Here is an 18,512-nt window from a genome sequence, read left to right on the forward strand (position 1 = left end):
TCGTTATCCGTTAATCTAAGGGTAACAGGTAGATCTAAAAACGCAGCTAAGGCTGCGCTTTTTATGTTTCGGTTTGGTAAGGTTTGGTAAATACTAGGCTAGAAGCTCGAATGATAGATGGGTTGGAATTAAAGCGGTGCAGCGAACTCTAGCCTGCAAGGTGTTACTCTTTGCTCAATTTTGCTTGCAGATCTTGTTTTACTATTTCTAATGCCTCCAGCGCAACACTTGGCTCAATCTCATGACTCTCCAGAAGATAAATAAGGTCGACGGCTAGCTTTATTTCATCACTTGCTTGACTGAGGCCACTCTCAGCGGTGTCCGGGTTACCCGATGCTTGTGTCATATCATATCCTCTATTGTGTGCTAACGATTTTCACATAGTGTGCCGATGGGAACAAGTTGCTAAGGGGATATCTTTAATGGAGGTGTATGTTTAGGTGTTAAGGCTGCTACAGATAATGCTTGTTAGCGTGAGTTTTGGGCAAGCCATATCCAAGGTCACAAGAGAGTTGCGCTCACGTGTGCTTGGATAAAAAAACAGGCCATAAATGGCCTGTTTTAGTGTGATTAACTGATAAGAATTAGTAGGTATATTTCGCTTCTAAGAAGAAGTAACCCCCATTAAAGCCAAATGGCGTGTTGGTTAATGGGTAGACGAAGATACCATTGAAGTTATTACTATCAGGGCGCTTTTCTGGATAAACATCAAATAGATTTTGCACGCCAGCCGTAAAGCTTAACGCATCGGTAGCAGCGTATCGTACCGACATATCCATAATCCATTGATCGCTATAATTCACGTCGCCAGTTGAATAACCCACAGTGTAGTCGCCAAAGTAGCTAACACGAACATTAGTCTTGAAGTCACCGAGTTCATGGGTGAGACCTATGTTGCCCGTGTTATTTGGCGTTGCCGAGGTCATGCGAGTCTGCTCAATACGATCAAACAACTCTTCACCTACGCCGTCCAAGACTTGTGGGAAATGAATGTGTTGGATTTCAGTTTTGTTGTAGGCATAGGCTAAGTTGGCACGTAGGTCGCCCCAAGAACCGATATCAAAATCTTGGCTGACCACAAGATCGACACCGCGGGTACGAGTATCGACAGCGTTGATGAAAAAGCGTGCCGATTCTGCATTGGTTCCGGCTAACGCTTGGGCAACGGCTGGTGAGTCATCGGGAGTGACAGAGCTCGACAGAATGATGCGATCATCTACAGAGATTTGATATGCATCTAAGGTCACTGCTAAGCCTGTGTCATTGCGATAGACTAGACCTAAGCTGAAAGATTGCGAGAGCTCGGGATCGAGTTCATTGATGCCCAGCGCTGTAGTCACGGGTGATAGGGTATTGAATGTACCAGATTCTGTAGGTATCAGCTGACCCGTTACAGGATCTGGGTTAAACAAGGTCGAGATATTGCTAAAGTAGAGTTGCTGTACACTCGGTGCTCTAAAGCCAGTATTGATTGTTCCGCGCAGTGCTAGGTTATCGGTAAAGTCATAACGGCCTGCTAGTTTCCAGCTGGTATTACCGCCGAAGTCAGAATAGTCTTCGTAACGCAGTGCGGCGGCCCAATAAAAATCATCGGTTAACTGGTTTTCGAGTTCGACATAAACACCAGTATTATCTCGGGTTTCATCGACTTCAGATTCAGGGGTAAAGCCAGTAAAGCCTTGGCTACCCGCGGCGCGATTATCAAAACCGCCATTGAGATAAGAACCACTCTCGCCAGCCTCGATTTGGTAGCCATTTTGACGCCAAGAAATACCAGCAGCAAATAGGATCTCTGAGTCATTGGCAAAATCAAAATAGCGAGATACATCGATATTGACATTGGTTTCACGAGTGCTTAGTGTGCCCGCATCAAACTCGGTTGGGCTACTCGGGCCTAAGGAGGCGTTTAGGGTGTTATCAATATTGTAGTTAAATGAATTTTCGCCATGGCCTAGCGATGTATCGATGTTCCACTCACCTAGCGTGAATTCATAACCAAGCACCACGGAGGCGTCGATAATCTTTGGGTTGATTTGCGGCAAGAAACCATCTGGATAGATTTCGGTTAAGTTACGTTTATCGAGTGCTCTGCGATAAAAAGCGCCTGATTTAGTTTCACGTTGACTGATGCCGCCGAAAGCATACAGCTCACCATTGCTTGAAATTGACTTTGCCCCATTGATAAACAAGCCTAAGTTGTCATATTCAGCATCACCGACTTGATGGCTCTTACGGTTAAACGTGGCTTCGCGAGGATCGGCCGAACCATCAGCTAATTTAGGATATTGTTGGCGCGGATCTAATCCTGCTCGATTAGTACTATTTTTGTGGTGCGCTTCGAGAGAGATATTAACAAAACCATCGTCACTCAAATTAATGCCGTGGTTTACACCCACGCGCCATTGCTCACCATCACCTAAGTAAGTCTGGCCAGCTTGAGCGGATACACTACCGCCTTGATTGCTATCTTTTAGCACGACATTAATTACACCAGCAATGGCATCGGAACCGTATTGCGCAGATGCACCGTCACGGAGAATTTCAATACGTTTAATGGCCGTCATCGGTATCGCGTTTAAATCGACGTTGGATGAACCTTTGCCGACAGTGCCACTTAAATGCACTAGGGCTGAACCGTGGCGACGCTTACCATTAACGAGCACTAAGGTGTGATCGGGTGATAGGCCGCGCAAGCTCGCGGGGCGCACTGCATCGGAACCATCGGTAACCGATGAAAATGGGAAACTGTAACTTGGTGCGGCAAATTGCAGCGCCTTAGCCGTTTCTGTCATCCCCGTCGATTCAAGCTGCTCCGCGGTAATAATATCTACCGGGGCGACACTATCTGTCGCTGTACGCAGAGCGATACGTGAACCTATGATCTCGATTTTCTCGAAAGTGGCTTGTTGCTCTTCGGCGTGGACGGTGGGAATAATTAATGCAGATGACACTGCCAATGCGGTAACAGTTAAACGCATAAGACCTCTTAGTAATATCTATGTGAAACAACGACTCAATTTGGCTGGATATTATCACTGTAACAATTGTTACATTTAGACGGATATGTACTAACTCAGTGCGGACGGTTCTAAATGTGTTTCTCACCACCATATTAGTGTGGCTATTTGTTTACGTTACAAAAAGTTGCTTGGGCGCGTTTTGAGCCATGACGGCAGCTTTTCAAAGCCGCCGTCATGGTGGGCACTTTTTTATCGTTCGGTGGTTTGCGGGGGCTAATTATTTGGCCAGATCTATTCGGCCTGACATCGAGTGACTATCAAAGGGGCGCTACGATGCTTGTCGGCATCTGTTATAAAACACTGCTCACCACTTATCCAAAGCTGCACTATTTCAGGCAGTTCAAAACTTCGCCCCATCAGTAATTGACCATTAGGGTCGGTATGGGGTTCGCGCTCTAATGAGAGACGACTATTGCGAGTAAACGCATCATCTGCGATGGTCACGCGCGCCATTTTAAGTAAGCTTGCGATGGCGATTTCCAGTTCATTGATACTCTCGGCGCGAGGCTCAATGACCAAGGCAGGTACAGGAGTCGTTAACACTGTTGAGATCTGACTGTCATCGGCCTGTAAGCTGCACCCCATTAACAATAATGGAGTGAGCTTTAATACAGAGCTAACGAAATGCGGCTTGATCATGATTACTGTTTTACCTCAGTTAAGATGCGGTTATTAAGCAGTACATTTTGCAGTCGGGTATCTTGGAGCATATAACCTTGATCAACAAATTGTGGCTTAGCTGGCACTTTAGCTATCGAGGCTGGCACAGCTGGGCAACGACTATTGTCGCGATAATAAAGCGCTGCCGATAGTAATCGTTCCTCTTTGTCACCTAATGCATGGTTAAAATCATCTGCCAACTGGCAGCCAGTAATTTCGCTAGCCAGTGTTGGGCTCGTGCTAGGAATGAAGCCATCGGAGTAGTCGCCAAAGCCTTTGTCATTAGCTCCTTTAAATTGCACGGTAAAATAGGTCTCGCCACAATTAGGTGTTGGGTAGAAACCATAAGGTTTACCACAAGTCGTGCCACCCAGTTGAATCACTTCAACATCAATACCGCGTAAGCTGTTCATCAAGGCTTCACTTGCTGAGCAGGTATTATCTGTGGTCAGGACATAAAGGCGCTGTAAATCAAGTGTGGGTAAGGCTTGGCCTGCTCCGAGTAAACCAGAGTTAAACCCTATGGATTGATCGATAAATGGCATTGGCGTTAGCGGTTGTCCAGTTACTGGATCTGTCGTTGGGTATTTATCGTTAAAGGTGCTGCGCTCAAAGATACGGTTTTCGGTCGCTTGCTCACCAGCAATCATATAGCCTAACTGACTCGCCATCGCCAGCAGGCCGCCGCCGTTATAGCGAAGATCGAGTACCAGATCCTTAACGTCAAGTTGTTGTAGTTGATTTACCGCATCGACGAGCCCACGTTCGGCGGTGGCAATGTGAGAATTAAATTGCATGTAGCCTACGTTGCCCGTTGGTGTGGCCAGTGCTTTAACATTTTGAACCGGTGTTGATACCACGGTTTGTGCCGTAAGGGTGACGTTTCGGGTTTGAGCCGCACCTAAGTCTAGGATTGCAAATTGGGTTTGCTGGCCAGCTGTCGTAGGAAACAAGCCTTGGTTGAGGGTGTTTATTGAATCGCTATCGTTGGCATCTTTAACGCTGACGCCATTGATGCTCACAATAACAGCGCCACGAGCGATATTGGCACTGGTCGCTGGGGTTCCTGGTTCGGTATAGGCAACGGTGACTTTTCTATCTGTGCTTGCGCTAGCCTGTTGTAGATTGAGTTTTAAACCATACCCTACTGATGCCCCTGATTGATTGAGTTGATCCCATTCGCTCGTAGGCATCGAGAAGTGAAACTGATCTTTCTCATTACCCGATGCCGACAATTCGGTGGTTTTCAATAGCTGAAAATACTCAATCACGCCATAGGGAGCAGGATCTCTATCGGTGATTTCGTTGTACCATAAATAGGTATCGTTACTCCATGAACGTAACCAAAGCTTCTCATTTAGCTCATAACTTGCATTGCTGGCAGCGCATTGATTCGCTAATTGTGGATAAGCGGGAAACTCACCTTCAACCCATTTTAAATCGCTGCCAGAACTCGTTCCAATAGAGCCGTTATTATTTGAGCTAGTACCAGAATCACTGCCACCACCGCTGCATCCTGTTAACATTAGGCTTGATAGTATAAGGCTGCTTAATAGGGTTTTAGAGAGTAACTTCATAAATAATCCTTCATTATTCGACTCTTAACGGCTAAGTTGTTAGTCAGTTTTACAAATGGCTGTAACTTTTGTTAAAACAATTCTATAACAGAAGATTAAACTTTGTCAGTCAAGAATTGCTTTTGGCTAAAGAAAGATTAATAGGTCGCCGTATCACGATATTGATTGCGTATCATGTAATACCATTTATATTCAATCTAGTATTATTCCCAGCCACTTAAGGCTTTATTTAAGGTGCGGTCAAACTCATGGGATATTCGTTATTCGATTTTATTGCGGTACTGTGCTTCTTTACCTGTTGGATTGGTTATGCTCGTTTTGCGAGAAAAAAAGCCAAAACCACTAACTGTATTGCTAAGTGTTTACATCAGCACAGAATTCATTGGATGCATCAGCTCATTGGTCGAGAGGTCAGAGTCGCTGAGGCGGCATTACTTGCCAACTTAGAGCGTAATATTACTTTTTTTGCGTCTACGACGATGTTGGTGCTTGCCGGTGTGTTGACACTATTTGCACAGGTTGAGCGATTAGAAAGTGTGATAGCTTCAATTCCGCTTACCGCGCCGCCAGTGCACCTGCTTATTCAACTTAAGTTAGGTCTATTGACCTTTATTTTTGTGATGGCCTTTTTCCAGTTTACCTGGTCGATGCGTCAATATGGTTTTTTGAACGTCATGATTGGGGCGACTCCTATAGATAAGAGCGGCACGAGTAAAGCCTTGATGGAGTACGCTAGTCAGATGGCGATAGTACAAGATCAGGCTGCACATTCTTATAACTATGGCTTGCGGTCTTACTATTTTGCCATGGCTGTGCTGAGTTGGTTCTTTCACCCACTGCTGTTTATCGTCGCGAGTCTCGTGGTGGTTTATACCTTGTATCGCCGCGAGTTTAAGTCAAAGGCCGTGCTTGCCATTACCGCCGGAATGCAGATCTTAGATGCGCAAAAGCAGCTTACGGACGATAAGCTCAACGCAAAAACCGGTTCAACATAGGCCCAAGTTTAGCTTGAGAGTCGACTGAGTGATTGTTTCGTCCATGTTTGTTGTTTTGCGCTTTTGTAGTTAACTAGTTTGCAGATTGTAAAATGTGCCATATTGAATTAATTATTGATTGCGTTTGTAACTGAGCCTCTATTAATGTGCTCCTCGCTAGGAGAGCAAGGTATTTAACCTATTTAAATATCGATATTCGACGGATTGATTTTTCTATCTATCGCTATTTTTTGTCTTTTATTCTCCTAGCAATCATAAATATAAGGGAATACATTGATGAAAAAATCAGTTACAGCAGTTGCCATTCTTCTTGGACTTAGCTGCATGAGTGCTTTCGCAGCACAAGATAATGCTTTTCAACATGAAGCGGGTATCAATTATCTATCAAACTCAGAAGAGTTTAGCGATGGGATCTGGAATGCGAATTACCGTTACTATGTAACACCTGTTGCTCAAAGCACCAGTCCTTATGCGCTTAATAGCTTTTTAGCGCAAACGTCAAACTTAGGTGCTAACTACAGCAATATCGATGTTGTAGATGTTGATTCATACGGCGTCGATGGCACTTACGTTTTCGCTTCAAAATGGTTTGTATCAGCTAATTACCAAAATTATGACTACGCTAATTTCGATTTCAGTACTTATGGCGCTGAAGTGGGTTACTATTTTAATGATTCATCTGCGGTATCGGCTTTCTATACCGATGGCGAAGATAACTATGAAGAGCAGTATGGCCTAAAAGTGCGCAGTTTCTTGGCGCTGCAAGCTACTGCCGGTGTCGATCTTAAAGCGACTTGGACTCACAGCGATTCAGATGATCTGCTTAACCTAGGTGCCGATTGGTACATCAACAACGCTTGGTCAGTGGGCGCGGGTTATACTCGTAGTGATGACGATGATGCATTTGATCTAAGAACCGCTTATTGGTTGCGTCTGTCTGATAACTTCTCTGCTAATTTCCACCTTGCTCGCGTATTAGATTCAGACTTCGACGGCGTCAACATTGGTCTTGGGCTTGTTGGCCGTTTCTAATTGAGTTTAGATTAAGCGAGATCCTATTAGCGGCCATGCACTATGCATTGGCCGCTTTTTGTTAAAGTTGTGTTTGTGAGAAGGTCGCTTGTATCATCATCACTTCATCATGGGCGTTAATGAGTGCATTGACACAATTTCTATCGAGCTTTGTTCCTGCTAATCTTTCAAGTTCAGTATAAGCTTCTTGATTACTCCATGCGTTTTTATAGGGTCTCACACTGGTGAGTGCATCAAATACATCTGCCACTGCAACTACCCTAGCTTCAATAGGAATATCGTTACCTATTAAGCCATTTGGGTAACCCTGACCATCTAAGGTTTCATGGTGATACATCACTATATTGCGCAGGATCTGGGTATGATCTAGATTATTGAGATGATAATTGTTGAGTAGCTTGTCAATGAGCTCTAAGCCTGATTGACAGTGTTTTTGCATCTCTTGTCGTTCTTCTGTTGTCAGAGGCCCCTGTTTAAAAAGAATACTATCAGGCACTGTGATTTTGCCAATATCATGCAAGGGGGAAAATAGAAAAACGTGTTCAGCAAAATGGTCATTAAGCTGATGTTCGTCAGCAACTCGTAATATAATAAGGCGAGAATAATGGGACATTCTGGCGAGATGTTCGGCAGTTTCTGGGTCGCGAAAATGAGTCACATCAATAGCTGTTTGCATGGTTGATGCTAAGGTTTTTATATCTGAAAGCTCGTTGATTAAAATTAATGAAATTAGGTTACCGATCAGATCTAAATATTCAATACAGCGCTGGTCGAATACCTCTTCTGTATCGGCATTGAAGAAGATAAAGCCCTGCAATTCACCACTATAGATTATCGGTAGTGTATAGCTACTGCGGTAACCTGCCTCATATATCAACTGAGCATGTTGGTGTTTGCTATCGCAAAATACCCGTAAATCTTGCTCTATCCTGGCATTACCAGATATTGCGATTTGATTTAACGAATAACAGTCACTCAGCTTTGCCTGATAGTGGTTTAATGGAGAGGGTTTGCCACTGTAGATGAAGGTTTTGACTATATCGGTATCATGATCATAAAGAGCGACAGCAATACGTGAGATCGCGGGGAATTTTGTTTGAGTGCTTGAATGGAGATAAACCAACTTATTCATCGCCGATGAATGTTGGCTGATGTCTAAAGGTTTGTGGTTCATGGCTGCTCCTTCGGCACTCGCTTATCAATTGATAATCTAATCACCTGAATTTGGAACAATGAAGGTCGCTCTATTATTAGAGCTTAGATTACCTCTCCTGACTGTAAGTATAGCTCTTCAACATAATTTGAAAACAAATACTAAACAGATGTTCATCGAATAAGAGAAGGGTTAACTGAGATCAGTGAATACGCCAAGTACATAGTGAACTCTCGGCGTATTGGACAATACATAGTAGGACTAGAGTGCTAGCTAAATAGCCTTATCTAATGCTTGAGATACATCTTTGATGATGTCGTCGATATGCTCAATTCCAACAGAAATACGGATAAGATCTTCAGATACCCCAGCCTTGGCTAACTCATCGGTATCGAGTTGTCTGTGGGGTGTGGTGGCGGGATGACAAGCCAGTGACTTCGCATCGCCAATATTGACCAGACGTAAGATCATTTGCAATGCATCTATAAAGCGCCCTCCAGCCGCTTTTGCTTCATCTGGAGAGTGGGCTTGTATTCCAAAACTAATAATGCCAGAGGCTTTTCCTGCCGTTATTTTGTCGCAATTCTCTTTATAGGGGCTGTTTTCAAGCGCGCCATAGTTAACCCAGCTTACTTTAGGGTGTTGCTCGAGATATGCCGCCAGCGCTAACGCATTACTACAGTGGCGCTCCATTCTTAAGGCTAAGGTCTCAAGACCTTGAAGTAATAAAAAGGCACTTTGAGGCGATAGCGCTGCCCCAGTATTTCGAAGAGGAACGACGCGGCAGCGACCAATAAAGGCGGCTGGGCCAAAGGCCTCTGTGTAAACCACGCCATGATAAGATGGATCGGGTTCGTTCAACAGTGCAAACCGTTGAGGTTGAACTGCCCAATCAAATTTCCCAGAATCTATAATTGCGCCACCTATGGTGGTGCCATGACCGCCAATATACTTGGTCAACGAATGAACGACGATGTCGGCCCCGTGCTCAAATGGCCGGCACAATACTGGCGTTGCCACCGTATTATCGACCATGAGTGGCACACCATGTTTGTGAGCAATTTCGGCTAAACGCTCGATGTCGACGATGTTCCCTGCAGGATTACCAATAGACTCGCAAAACAGCGCCTTAGTATTGTCATCAATCAGTGATTCTAAACCGGCAAAATCATCAAATGCCGCCATGCGTACTTCAACGCCTTGGCGCGGTAGAGTGTGAGCAAATAGGTTGTAGGTGCCGCCGTAGAGCTGGCTGGTGCTGACGATGTTGTCGCCCACTTGGGTTAAGGCTTGAATAGCGTAGGTGATGGCGGCCATGCCTGATGCAACCGCTAACGCACCAATACCGCCTTCGATGGCGGCGAGACGTTGCTCTAAGACATTGGTGGTTGGATTCATGATGCGAGTGTAGATATTGCCTGCCACTTTGAGATCGAAAAGATCCGCCCCATGCTGAGTGTCATCAAAGGTATAGGAGGTCGTCTGATAGATGGGCACCGCCGCAGCCTTGGTGGTTGCTTCAGACTCGTATCCATGGTGCAGTGCTAGTGATTCAAGTTTCATCTTTGATCCATTCCTATTTCTTCGAGTGAATATTGAACATATCACTTGGCCGTCTAGATGTCTAAGTGTTTTTTTTATTGGTATGAGTTCATCTCTTTAGCGATAACAGCTAACAAATCGATATGATATTGTGACACTTAGGGTAAGCCATTTGCGATTGGATAATAGATGACGAGTACGATGAGAAAAGGGGCATTAGTACGTTGGAGAGATGATAGAGGTTATGGCTTCATTAAGGTCGAACCCAGTGATAGTCAGCCTGGATCTGATGATCTGTTTATTCATGCTAAAGCGCTACACCATATGAGTCGACGTCCAGTCGTTGGTGATACGGTTTATTTTCAAATAGAAGCCCAGCCCAATGGGAAATATGCCGCAATCAATGCGCGTATTGAGGGTGTTTCCCCTCGTTTGGTCGATTCGAACTCAACGGCTAAGGCTTTCTCTTCGCCAGCTCCTAACGCTAAGCAAAATGCTCAGCGAACGCCTAAGCATAAAAGTAAGCGAAAGCGTTCATCGCAATCCCCATTGATCGGTATTGTGCTGCGTATCCTTGTGATGATGTTACTGCTGGCGATAGGCAGCGAACTATATCAGCATTTCTGGCTAACGCCGGATAAGCCTAGCATTGAGGCTAGCACCAGCTTAACTGATACCCTTAACATTGATGTCAAGGTTAACGCCGATAGCGTGATAGCTAGGGCATTTGAGCAGAGGCAAAGCGGCGTGATGGTGCAGAGCCAAGGCCGGGTGACCAAATTATTAGCCGATGATAATGAGGGCAGTCGTCACCAGAGGTTTATTCTGCGGTTATCGACAGGCCAGACATTGCTGGTGGCCCATAATATCGACTTGGCGCCGCGTATCGATAGCCTTAATGTTGGTGATAATGTTAGCTTTGCCGGTCAATATGAGTGGAATCAGCGCGGCGGGGTCGTGCATTGGACTCACCATGATCCCAAAGGACGTCATCAAGGTGGTTGGTTAAGGCACAATGGACGCACTTATCAGTAACCGTCTCTGGGCCTGAATCGTGCTCATATTGTATGGTCAACTAAGTTAGCGGCCTTGCGAGTTTGCACTATACTGACAATTAGGCTGACGGTCGACGCGGCTAACAATACGAACCCTAAGTCGTGTATTAGGCTGGCAAGTAAGAGTGATAGGCCGAGGAGCAGGTAGTAAGTTAACCCTAATAGTGCGCCCGCACTGCCTACCATGGCCTTATAATCATCTATGGCTGAGCTCAAGATATTGAGAATGGCAATACCAAATGAGATCACCACCGCAATCATAGGAATAAGAAACGCTAGGCTTGTTTGCAGCGTGGCAACGCCAATCGCACCAACCATGGCAAGACAGCTCGCCATCAGGGTTAAGCCTTTTTCTTGCCAACCTAACATGAGTAACTTTTTATTGCGTAAACTGCCTAATAGGGTGCCAAACGCTAAGACGATACCACTATAACCAAAGACTAAGACGCTCAGGCTCAACTCAGAGAAGATAAAAGGGGCAAGTGAGTAATAGCCAAATAGCATCAGGTTAAAGCAGGCGATCAATATCGCGCAGCGCCATATTTTGCCATCATTGAACATACACGTTGCCAGCGGCCATAAGGGAATTGGTGTTAGATTGTTAGGCTTTGTTTCAATCAATAGGTAGCCGCTCATTAGCCAAAGGACTATTGATATCAGCACTAAGAAACTAAATAGTCCCTGATGTCCAAGCCGATCCACTAAAAGACCTGCTAATATTAAACCCATGATCTTGGCTCGATGGCTAATGGAGTTAACAAGCCACGGTGATTTGCCGCAACCGCGTAATCAGATAAAGCATAGGATTGGTGCCAGTGAACGGACTATTTCACGGATTTTCATCAAAGAGACGGGGATGGCATATTCGGTCTGGCGTCAGCAATGGTGATTACATCATGCGATAGCGCTGTTGGCACAAGGCGTGCGAGTCAATCAAGTGGCCAGAGAATTAGAGTTTGCTAGTGACAGCGCATTTATTGCTTTTTTTAAACAATATCTTGATCTGCCCCTTGGCAATCTTTTAGGCAGAATAAGAGTACGCCTGCTGAATAACACCAACCAGTATAAAGAAGTGTATGCTCAGCTTATTTAGCCCGCCCTAAATAAGTTGCATTTAATCCACTTGTTTTATTGTTATATAACTACATTGTTATCGTCAGTCCATCATGATTGGTGATGTGGATCACATATTTATTTTAAAATTCGTTCTTTAGTTACAATCCTGTGTCGGAATGTGACCTCAATATCGGTATTTTCGTTAATTCTGTCCTACGCTTGAGCATCCCCAATTTTTAATGGTTGATGTTTGCGATGGCAGGTTTCTCAGACAAGATTAAGATGATTAAGAAGGGCCTAGATGTGCCCATCGCCGGTGAGCCAAGGCAGGAGATCGAATCATCGTCTCTGCCAGCGAAAGTGGCTTTGCTCGGCGAAGAGTATGTAGGCTTAAAACCCACGCTTTTGGTTGAAGTTGGCGACCGAGTAAAAAAAGGTCAACCACTTTTCGAAGACAAGAAGACGCCTGGAGTGCTATTTACTGCACCCGCTAGCGGTGTCGTTGTCGAGATCAATCGTGGTGAACGCCGTGTGCTGCAATCTGTTGTGATTGCTGTCGAAGGTGATGAGCAGGTGTTATTTTCAAGCGTTAATGATCTGTCTCAGTTAAGCCGCGACGCGGTGCAACAAAACCTCGTCGATAGCGGATTATGGACTGCGCTGCGTACTCGTCCTTTTTCTCGCGTACCGCAACTCAATACTGAGCCATCGGCCATTTTCGTCAATGCAATGGACAGTAATCCCTTAGCGGCCGATCCTCGCGTTATCATCGCTGAGCAAGCCGAGGCCTTTGCCGCTGGTCTGCAAGTGGTGAGCTATTTAATCCAAGGCAAGGTACACCTTTGTCATGATGCAGGTGATAGCTTACCCGGAGCAGATTTACCACAAGTGGAAAGTCATCGTTTTGGCGGAGTTCATCCTGCAGGGCTTGTGGGCACCCACATCCATTTTATTCAACCAGCGAGTTTAGAGCGTCCTGTGTGGCATCTGGGCTATCAAGATGTTATTGCCTACGGCAAGTTATTCCTTACAGGTGAACTTTATACCGACCGCGTTGTTGCGCTTGGGGGACCAAGAGCAATTAATCCTCGTCTGTTACGTACTCAACTTGGTGCACAATTGAGTGCTTTGGTTGAGGGTGAAGTTAAGCCTGGTAATAACCGAGTGGTATCGGGATCGATCCTCGCAGGCCATACCGCAAAAGATGTACATGACTTTCTTGGTCGTTTCCATCAACAAATCTCTGTTCTGGAAGAAGATGATCAGCACCAGTTTTTATCTTGGGTGCGTGGTGGTTCAAATAAGTTCTCCATTACTCGCGCAGTGACATCGCGCTTTAGCAGTACCAAGCGGTTATTTAACTTAACGACCCATGCTGGTGGATCGCAAAGAGCCATGATTGCATTTGGTCAGTTAGACAGAGTGATGCCACTCGATATTTTGCCTTTGCTATTGATGCGTGACCTTGTGGTAAGAGATACCGACGAAGCACAGCTGCTTGGCGCACTAGAGTTAGATGAAGAAGATTTAGCGTTATGTACGTTTGTTTCACCGGGTAAATATGACTACGGACAAGAACTGCGTATCTGCTTAGATATTATTGAGAGGGAAGGTTAATGAGTAAGCCAAGCAAAAAGCCTGACGTTCAAAATGACTACTATGCACATGGTCAGTCAATGCGCAGCTTCTTTCGTTCACTACTCTATTTGCATGGCCGCAGCACCAAGGGGAAGGTGCATGTGCGTGATGCTATCGATGTAAAACGTACCATGACCTTAGTGGGCTTATGTCTGCTGCCTGCCATTTTATTTGGTATCTACAATTTGGGCTTACAAGCTCAGTTAGCGGTAGCTTCAGGGTTAACCACTCCTAATGTATGGCAGCTGTTCATCTTTAATGCCATTGGCGGTGGCCTGACCGATCAGACTGGTCTTTTGGGGTTGTTTGGTTATGGCCTCAGCTTCTATCTGCCTATCTATCTGACGGCACTGTTTGTGAGTCTGTTTTGGGAGATCGTTTTTGCTAAGGTGCGTCGCCAAGAGCTACACGAAGGGTTCTTCGTTACCGCGCTACTGTTTACTATGCTTATGCCTGTATCGACGCCGCTATGGATCGTCGCTTTAGGTATCACCTTTGGTGTGATCATGGCAAAAGAGGTGTTTGGCGGTATGGGATACAACTTCCTTAACCCTGCACTTGCGGGTTATGCCTTTATCTATTTTGCCTATCCGACTCAAGTTGTGTCACTTTCTCAGTTTGTTGCCGTTGATGGTTATTCGGGGGCAACCACCCTAGTGCAAACTGCTGCGGGTAAGATGAGTTTTGCCGATTACAGCTGGTATCAAGCGTTTAGTGACCCTTTATGGTGGGACAGTTTCTTTGGATTTACCGTCGGAACTATGGCTGAAACCAGCACGCTGGCCATCCTTCTTGGTGGTTTAATGCTTATTTTAACACGTCTTGCCGATTGGCGGATTGTGGTGGGCGTGATGTTAGGCATGGTGCTGACTGCCGTGACGTTCAATCTTATTGGCTCTGCTAAGAATGAGATGTTTGCCATGCCTTGGACTTGGCATTTGGTTTCTGGTGGTTTTGCCCTCGGTATGATGTTTATGGCAACCGACCCAGTAACCACGGCTTATACGCGCCAAGGCAAGTTTATTTATGGCTTGATGATTGGCTTCATGACAGTGCTGATACGTGTGCTTAACCTCAAACTGCCAGAGGGCATTATGTTAGCGATTTTGTTTGCCAACCTTTGGGCGCCGTTATTCGACTATGTGGTTGCTCGTCTTAATATGAAGCGGAGGCTAAAGCGTAATGCCTTATAAATCAGAACAGATGTTGCAGGTTCAGACTGCAAATTTATGGTCATCGATCATCGCATCCTTTTTATTTCGACTTTCCAGTCGCTTCGAGCGCGTCGATATGGGAGATAAATCCTAATGGCATTTAAGAAAGATACTGTAGTGGGGACCATGATCTTCACTATCATTCTCTGCCTCTCTTGTTCATTTATGATCACAGGTACTGCTGAGGTACTTAAAGAACGCAAGTTGGCTAAGAAACGTGATGAGTTAAAGCGCTACGTACTGATGGCGGCCGATGTTGACATCAGTGGTGATAAAGATTTTCGTCAGATTTTTGAAAAGTCAGTGACGCCACTGCTAATCGAAATCGATACTGGCGTGGTTGATACTGAGGCCAATGTACTCGACTTCGATGACCGCATGGCGGCTATCAATCCAGAAACCTCAAGTAAGCCGAAGAAAGACACCGCAAAGATTCGTAGCCGTGCCGACAAGGCCCGTGTGTTTAAGGTGTTTAACGATAACGGCGAGCTTCATGCCGTGGTGCTACCGATCTACGGTAAAGGCCTATGGTCGATGATTTATGGCTATGTGGCGGTAAAACCTGACTTTAATACCATCGAAAATGTGGTGTTCTATGAGCATGGTGAGACTCCTGGTATTGGTGATTTCCTCGATGATAGTGCTTGGACCGATAAGCTCAAAGGTAAGCAACTGTTTGATGAAAAAGGTAAAGTCTCATTCAAAGTGGTTAAAGGTGGCGCAAAAGCGGGCGATGTTCATGGTGTGGATGCCGTGAGCGGCGCGACGATGACAGGGCGTGGCGTACAACGCGCAGTACAGTTCTGGTTTGGTGAGGAAGGTTTTGAAACTTTCCTGCACAAGCTAAAAGCGTCGGAGGTTTAAGATGAGTAAAAGTATGACATCGACTCGGGATATTCTAACCGGTCCTATTTTTGCCAATAACCCGGTTGCGATGCAGGTGCTAGGTGTCTGTTCGGCACTCGCGGTGAGTAATTCCATGCAGACGGCGCTAGTGATGACACTGGCAGTGACCTTTGTATTGGTGTTCTCAAACCTGATCATTTCGACCATTCGTAACTTTATCCCTAACAGCGTGCGAATTATTGCCCAGATGACGGTGATTGCGTCATTGGTGATTATCGTCGACATGATTTTGCAAGATGTGGCCTACGAGCTATCGCGTCAGCTATCGGTATTCGTTGGTTTGATCATCACCAACTGTATCATCATGGGACGTGCAGAAGCCTACGCTATGAAGATGCCGCCACACCTTGCGGTGGTAGATGCCTTGGGCAATGCCATGGGCTATGGCGTTATCTTACTTGGGGTTGCCTTTGTACGTGAACTCCTTGGCAGCGGCAGTTTATTTGGTCATGAGATCTTTGCCACTATCGAAAATGGCGGCTGGTATTTAACCAACGAGATGTTCAAGTTACCACCAAGCGCTTTCTTCTTGATCGGCTTGATGATTTGGGCAATCAACGTCATTCAGCGTAAGCGAGGATAAGGAACGGATATGGAACACTATATTAATCTTTTTGTTCAAGCTGTCTTTATCGACAACATGGCTCTGTCATTTTTCATGGGGATGTGTACCTTCCTCGCGGTATCGAAAAAGGTATCGACCTCATTTGGTCTAGGTATTGCGGTTATCGTGGTGATGATGCTAGCCGTACCGCTAAACCAGCTGATCTATGCCAACGTACTCGCACCAGGTGCACTTGCCTGGGCCGGCTACCCCGAACTGGATTTGAGCTACTTGCAGCTAATTACCTTTATTGGTGTGATTGCCGCATTGGTACAGATTCTGGAAATGTTCTTAGATAAGTACATTCCAAGCCTGTATCAAAGCCTAGGCATCTTCTTGCCACTATTAACCGTGAACTGCGCGATTTTTGCGGGCGTTATCTTCATGGCTAACCGCGACTATACCTTAGCCGAATCGGCGGTATTTGCCGCAGGTTCGGGACTGGGCTGGGCAATGGCGATTGTGATGTTGGCAGGTCTTCGCGAGCGAATGAAGTTTCATGCAATCCCTGCTGGGCTTCAAGGTGTTGGTATCACCTTTATTACAACAGGCTTGATGGCTTTGGGCTTTATGTCTTTCTCTGGGATTTCGTTTTAAGTGGTGTGGATTCCCACTTAAATCAGATGCATTAAAGAAAAGGGTTATTAGATGGAAATGGCAATAGGCATAGGCATGTTCACCATAGTGGTGTGTGTGCTGGTTATGGTGATATTACTCGCCAAAAGCAAGCTGGTCATCAATGGTGATATCACTATCGGCATTAACGATGATGAAGAAAAACGCATAACAACGGCCGCCGGTGACAAGTTACTTGGCGCGCTCGCGGGTAAAAATATCTTTATTCCATCGGCGTGTGGCGGCGGTGGGACTTGCGGGCAGTGCCGGGTGAAGGTGAAGTCGGGCGGTGGCGATATTCTGCCGACTGAGCTTGATCATATCAGTAAAAAAGAAGCTAAAGAGGGTTGCCGATTAGCCTGTCAGGTTGCGGTTAAAACGGATATGGAACTTGAGATCGAAGAGGAGATCTTCGGTGTGAAGAAGTGGCAGTGTGAGGTGATCTCTAACGACAACCAAGCGACCTTCATTAAAGAGTTACTGCTTAAACTGCCAGAAGGTGAGGATGTTAAGTTTAAGGCTGGTGGTTATATTCAAATCGAAGCGCCAGCGCATGAAGTGAAATACAGTGATTTCGATATTCCTGCCGAGTATCGTGATGATTGGGAAAAGTATCATTTGTTTGATTTAGTCTCGACCTGTGAAGAGGATGTACTGCGTGCTTACTCAATGGCGAACTATCCAGACGAAAAAGGCCTGATCATGCTTAACGTGCGTATTGCTACGCCGCCTTCAGAAGGCTTGCCGCCAGGTAAGATGTCATCTTATATCTTTAATCTTAAGGCCGGTGACAAGGTGACGATTTCAGGCCCATTCGGTGAGTTCTTTGTTAAAGAAACCGATGCCGAAATGGTGTTTGTTGGCGGTGGTGCGGGTATGGCACCGATGCGCTCGCACATCTTTAATCAGTTAAAGGGTGAGAAGACTAAGCGTAAGATGACCTTCTGGTACGGCGCGCGTTCATGTCGTGAAATTTTCTACAAGGAAGATTTCGATAAACTCGCTGAAGAAAATGATAACTTCGAGTGGCACGTGGCACTGTCGGATCCGCTTCCTGAAGATAATTGGGATGGTTACACAGGCTTCATCCATAACGTACTTTATGAAAACTACCTTAAGAACCATAAAGCGCCAGAGGATTGTGAGTTCTACATGTGTGGCCCTCCAATCATGAACTCTTCGGTGATCAACATGCTGGAAAACTTAGGGGTTGAGCAAGAGAACATCCTACTCGATGACTTTGGTGATTAGACTCAATTGAGTCAACACCTGACTCAATGAAAAAACGCAGCCAATGGCTGCGTTTTTTATTGTGCATGAGTAATTATTGAGGCTGTATTCTTGAAACTAAGTGTTATGGGTATTTATCATTACATATCAACACAATGCTGAAATGTAGCAGGGGGTTACCTCATTTTGAATTATACCAATCAGTATAAAGATGT

17 protein-coding genes are annotated in these 18,512 nt (G+C 45.5%); 10 read left to right on the forward strand and 7 right to left on the reverse strand.

The genetic code is table 11. From position 1 onward, the window contains the following. Positions 1-163: 163 nt before the first annotated feature. The 4 genes from rsmS to K0I73_RS05820 form a co-directional block, all read right to left on the reverse strand. Positions 164-346, reverse strand: coding sequence for a pleiotropic regulatory protein RsmS (gene rsmS, locus K0I73_RS05805; protein ID WP_220063554.1), 183 nt, complete (start codon positions 344-346; stop codon positions 164-166). 238 nt (positions 347-584) lie between these two features. Then, on the reverse strand, positions 585-2,978 hold the full coding sequence (locus tag K0I73_RS05810; RefSeq protein ID WP_220063555.1) for a TonB-dependent receptor plug domain-containing protein: 2,394 nt from the start codon (positions 2,976-2,978) through the stop codon (positions 585-587). A gap of 273 nt (positions 2,979-3,251) precedes the next feature. Beyond that, positions 3,252-3,659 (reverse strand): hypothetical protein, encoded by a 408-nt coding sequence (locus K0I73_RS05815; RefSeq protein WP_220063556.1) that lies wholly within the window; start codon positions 3,657-3,659, stop codon positions 3,252-3,254. A gap of 2 nt (positions 3,660-3,661) precedes the next feature. Beyond that, entirely contained in the window at positions 3,662-5,257 is a 1,596-nt protein-coding gene (locus tag K0I73_RS05820) for a S41 family peptidase (protein ID WP_220063557.1), read from the reverse strand. 248 nt (positions 5,258-5,505) lie between these two features. On the opposite strand from K0I73_RS05820, the gene K0I73_RS05825 reads away from it, so the two are divergent. Both K0I73_RS05825 and K0I73_RS05830 read left to right on the forward strand, forming a co-directional pair. Next, positions 5,506-6,252 (forward strand): DUF599 domain-containing protein, encoded by a 747-nt coding sequence (locus K0I73_RS05825; protein WP_220063558.1) that lies wholly within the window; start codon positions 5,506-5,508, stop codon positions 6,250-6,252. 276 nt (positions 6,253-6,528) lie between these two features. Further along, the gene (locus K0I73_RS05830; RefSeq protein ID WP_220063559.1) at positions 6,529-7,284 is read left to right on the forward strand and encodes a putative porin; all 756 of its coding nucleotides are present in this window, start codon (positions 6,529-6,531) and stop codon (positions 7,282-7,284) included. A 61-nt stretch (positions 7,285-7,345) separates the two neighbouring features. On the opposite strand, the gene K0I73_RS05835 is transcribed toward K0I73_RS05830, so the two are convergent. Next, on the reverse strand, positions 7,346-8,458 hold the full coding sequence (locus K0I73_RS05835; protein WP_220063560.1) for an HD domain-containing phosphohydrolase: 1,113 nt from the start codon (positions 8,456-8,458) through the stop codon (positions 7,346-7,348). Positions 8,459-8,710: 252 nt separating this feature from the next. After that, positions 8,711-10,000, reverse strand: a complete 1,290-nt coding sequence (locus tag K0I73_RS05840) for an O-acetylhomoserine aminocarboxypropyltransferase/cysteine synthase family protein (protein WP_220063561.1) — start codon at positions 9,998-10,000, stop codon at positions 8,711-8,713. A gap of 168 nt (positions 10,001-10,168) precedes the next feature. Here K0I73_RS05840 and K0I73_RS05845 point away from each other — a divergent pair, with 168 nt between their 5' ends. Beyond that, entirely contained in the window at positions 10,169-11,014 is an 846-nt protein-coding gene (locus tag K0I73_RS05845; protein ID WP_220063562.1) for a DUF3465 domain-containing protein, read from the forward strand. 23 nt (positions 11,015-11,037) lie between these two features. On the opposite strand, the gene K0I73_RS05850 is transcribed toward K0I73_RS05845, so the two are convergent. After that, complete coding sequence (locus K0I73_RS05850) at positions 11,038-11,763, reverse strand: MFS transporter (protein WP_220063563.1); 726 nt, start codon at positions 11,761-11,763, stop codon at positions 11,038-11,040. A gap of 181 nt (positions 11,764-11,944) precedes the next feature. Here K0I73_RS05850 and K0I73_RS19275 point away from each other — a divergent pair, with 181 nt between their 5' ends. From K0I73_RS19275 to nqrF, 7 genes are all read left to right on the forward strand, one after another. Further along, positions 11,945-12,127, forward strand: a complete 183-nt coding sequence (locus K0I73_RS19275; protein WP_434086701.1) for a hypothetical protein — start codon at positions 11,945-11,947, stop codon at positions 12,125-12,127. A gap of 218 nt (positions 12,128-12,345) precedes the next feature. Further along, on the forward strand, positions 12,346-13,707 hold the full coding sequence (locus K0I73_RS05860; RefSeq protein ID WP_220063564.1) for a Na(+)-translocating NADH-quinone reductase subunit A: 1,362 nt from the start codon (positions 12,346-12,348) through the stop codon (positions 13,705-13,707). Next, entirely contained in the window at positions 13,707-14,921 is a 1,215-nt protein-coding gene (locus K0I73_RS05865; RefSeq protein ID WP_220063565.1) for an NADH:ubiquinone reductase (Na(+)-transporting) subunit B, read from the forward strand. The genes K0I73_RS05860 and K0I73_RS05865 overlap by 1 nt, the downstream gene beginning before the upstream one ends. Positions 14,922-15,035: 114 nt before the next feature. After that, positions 15,036-15,806 (forward strand): Na(+)-translocating NADH-quinone reductase subunit C, encoded by a 771-nt coding sequence (locus tag K0I73_RS05870; protein ID WP_220063566.1) that lies wholly within the window; start codon positions 15,036-15,038, stop codon positions 15,804-15,806. Between the two features lies 1 nt (position 15,807). Next, entirely contained in the window at positions 15,808-16,431 is a 624-nt protein-coding gene (locus tag K0I73_RS05875; RefSeq protein ID WP_220063567.1) for an NADH:ubiquinone reductase (Na(+)-transporting) subunit D, read from the forward strand. Positions 16,432-16,440: 9 nt separating this feature from the next. Beyond that, positions 16,441-17,049 carry an NADH:ubiquinone reductase (Na(+)-transporting) subunit E gene (nqrE, locus tag K0I73_RS05880; RefSeq protein ID WP_220063568.1) on the forward strand — a complete coding sequence of 203 codons (609 nt, stop codon included), beginning with the start codon at positions 16,441-16,443 and terminating at the stop codon, positions 17,047-17,049. Positions 17,050-17,100: 51 nt separating this feature from the next. Then, positions 17,101-18,318, forward strand: a complete 1,218-nt coding sequence (gene nqrF, locus K0I73_RS05885; protein ID WP_220063569.1) for an NADH:ubiquinone reductase (Na(+)-transporting) subunit F — start codon at positions 17,101-17,103, stop codon at positions 18,316-18,318. The last annotated feature ends 194 nt before the right edge of the window (positions 18,319-18,512 follow it).

The organism is Shewanella mesophila (genome assembly GCF_019457515.1).
Lineage (GTDB): Bacteria > Pseudomonadota > Gammaproteobacteria > Enterobacterales > Shewanellaceae > Shewanella > Shewanella mesophila.

Excerpts from the sequence above, each read along its gene's own strand:
- K0I73_RS05820 (WP_220063557.1), bottom strand. The coding sequence starts at position 5,257 with ATGAAGTTACTCTCTAAAACCCTATTAAGCAGCCTTATACTATCAAGC.
- K0I73_RS05875 (WP_220063567.1), top strand. The coding sequence starts at position 15,808 with ATGAGTAAAAGTATGACATCGACTCGGGATATTCTAACCGGTCCTATT.
- K0I73_RS05845 (WP_220063562.1), top strand. The coding sequence starts at position 10,169 with ATGACGAGTACGATGAGAAAAGGGGCATTAGTACGTTGGAGAGATGAT.
- K0I73_RS05840 (WP_220063561.1), bottom strand. The coding sequence starts at position 10,000 with ATGAAACTTGAATCACTAGCACTGCACCATGGATACGAGTCTGAAGCA.
- K0I73_RS05860 (WP_220063564.1), top strand. The coding sequence starts at position 12,346 with ATGGCAGGTTTCTCAGACAAGATTAAGATGATTAAGAAGGGCCTAGAT.
- K0I73_RS05810 (WP_220063555.1), bottom strand. The coding sequence starts at position 2,978 with ATGCGTTTAACTGTTACCGCATTGGCAGTGTCATCTGCATTAATTATT.
- K0I73_RS05815 (WP_220063556.1), bottom strand. The coding sequence starts at position 3,659 with ATGATCAAGCCGCATTTCGTTAGCTCTGTATTAAAGCTCACTCCATTA.
- nqrE (WP_220063568.1), top strand. The coding sequence starts at position 16,441 with ATGGAACACTATATTAATCTTTTTGTTCAAGCTGTCTTTATCGACAAC.
- K0I73_RS05870 (WP_220063566.1), top strand. The coding sequence starts at position 15,036 with ATGGCATTTAAGAAAGATACTGTAGTGGGGACCATGATCTTCACTATC.
- nqrF (WP_220063569.1), top strand. The coding sequence starts at position 17,101 with ATGGAAATGGCAATAGGCATAGGCATGTTCACCATAGTGGTGTGTGTG.
- K0I73_RS05825 (WP_220063558.1), top strand. The coding sequence starts at position 5,506 with ATGGGATATTCGTTATTCGATTTTATTGCGGTACTGTGCTTCTTTACC.
- K0I73_RS05850 (WP_220063563.1), bottom strand. The coding sequence starts at position 11,763 with ATGGGTTTAATATTAGCAGGTCTTTTAGTGGATCGGCTTGGACATCAG.
- K0I73_RS05835 (WP_220063560.1), bottom strand. The coding sequence starts at position 8,458 with ATGAACCACAAACCTTTAGACATCAGCCAACATTCATCGGCGATGAAT.
- rsmS (WP_220063554.1), bottom strand. The coding sequence starts at position 346 with ATGACACAAGCATCGGGTAACCCGGACACCGCTGAGAGTGGCCTCAGT.
- K0I73_RS05865 (WP_220063565.1), top strand. The coding sequence starts at position 13,707 with ATGAGTAAGCCAAGCAAAAAGCCTGACGTTCAAAATGACTACTATGCA.
- K0I73_RS05830 (WP_220063559.1), top strand. The coding sequence starts at position 6,529 with ATGAAAAAATCAGTTACAGCAGTTGCCATTCTTCTTGGACTTAGCTGC.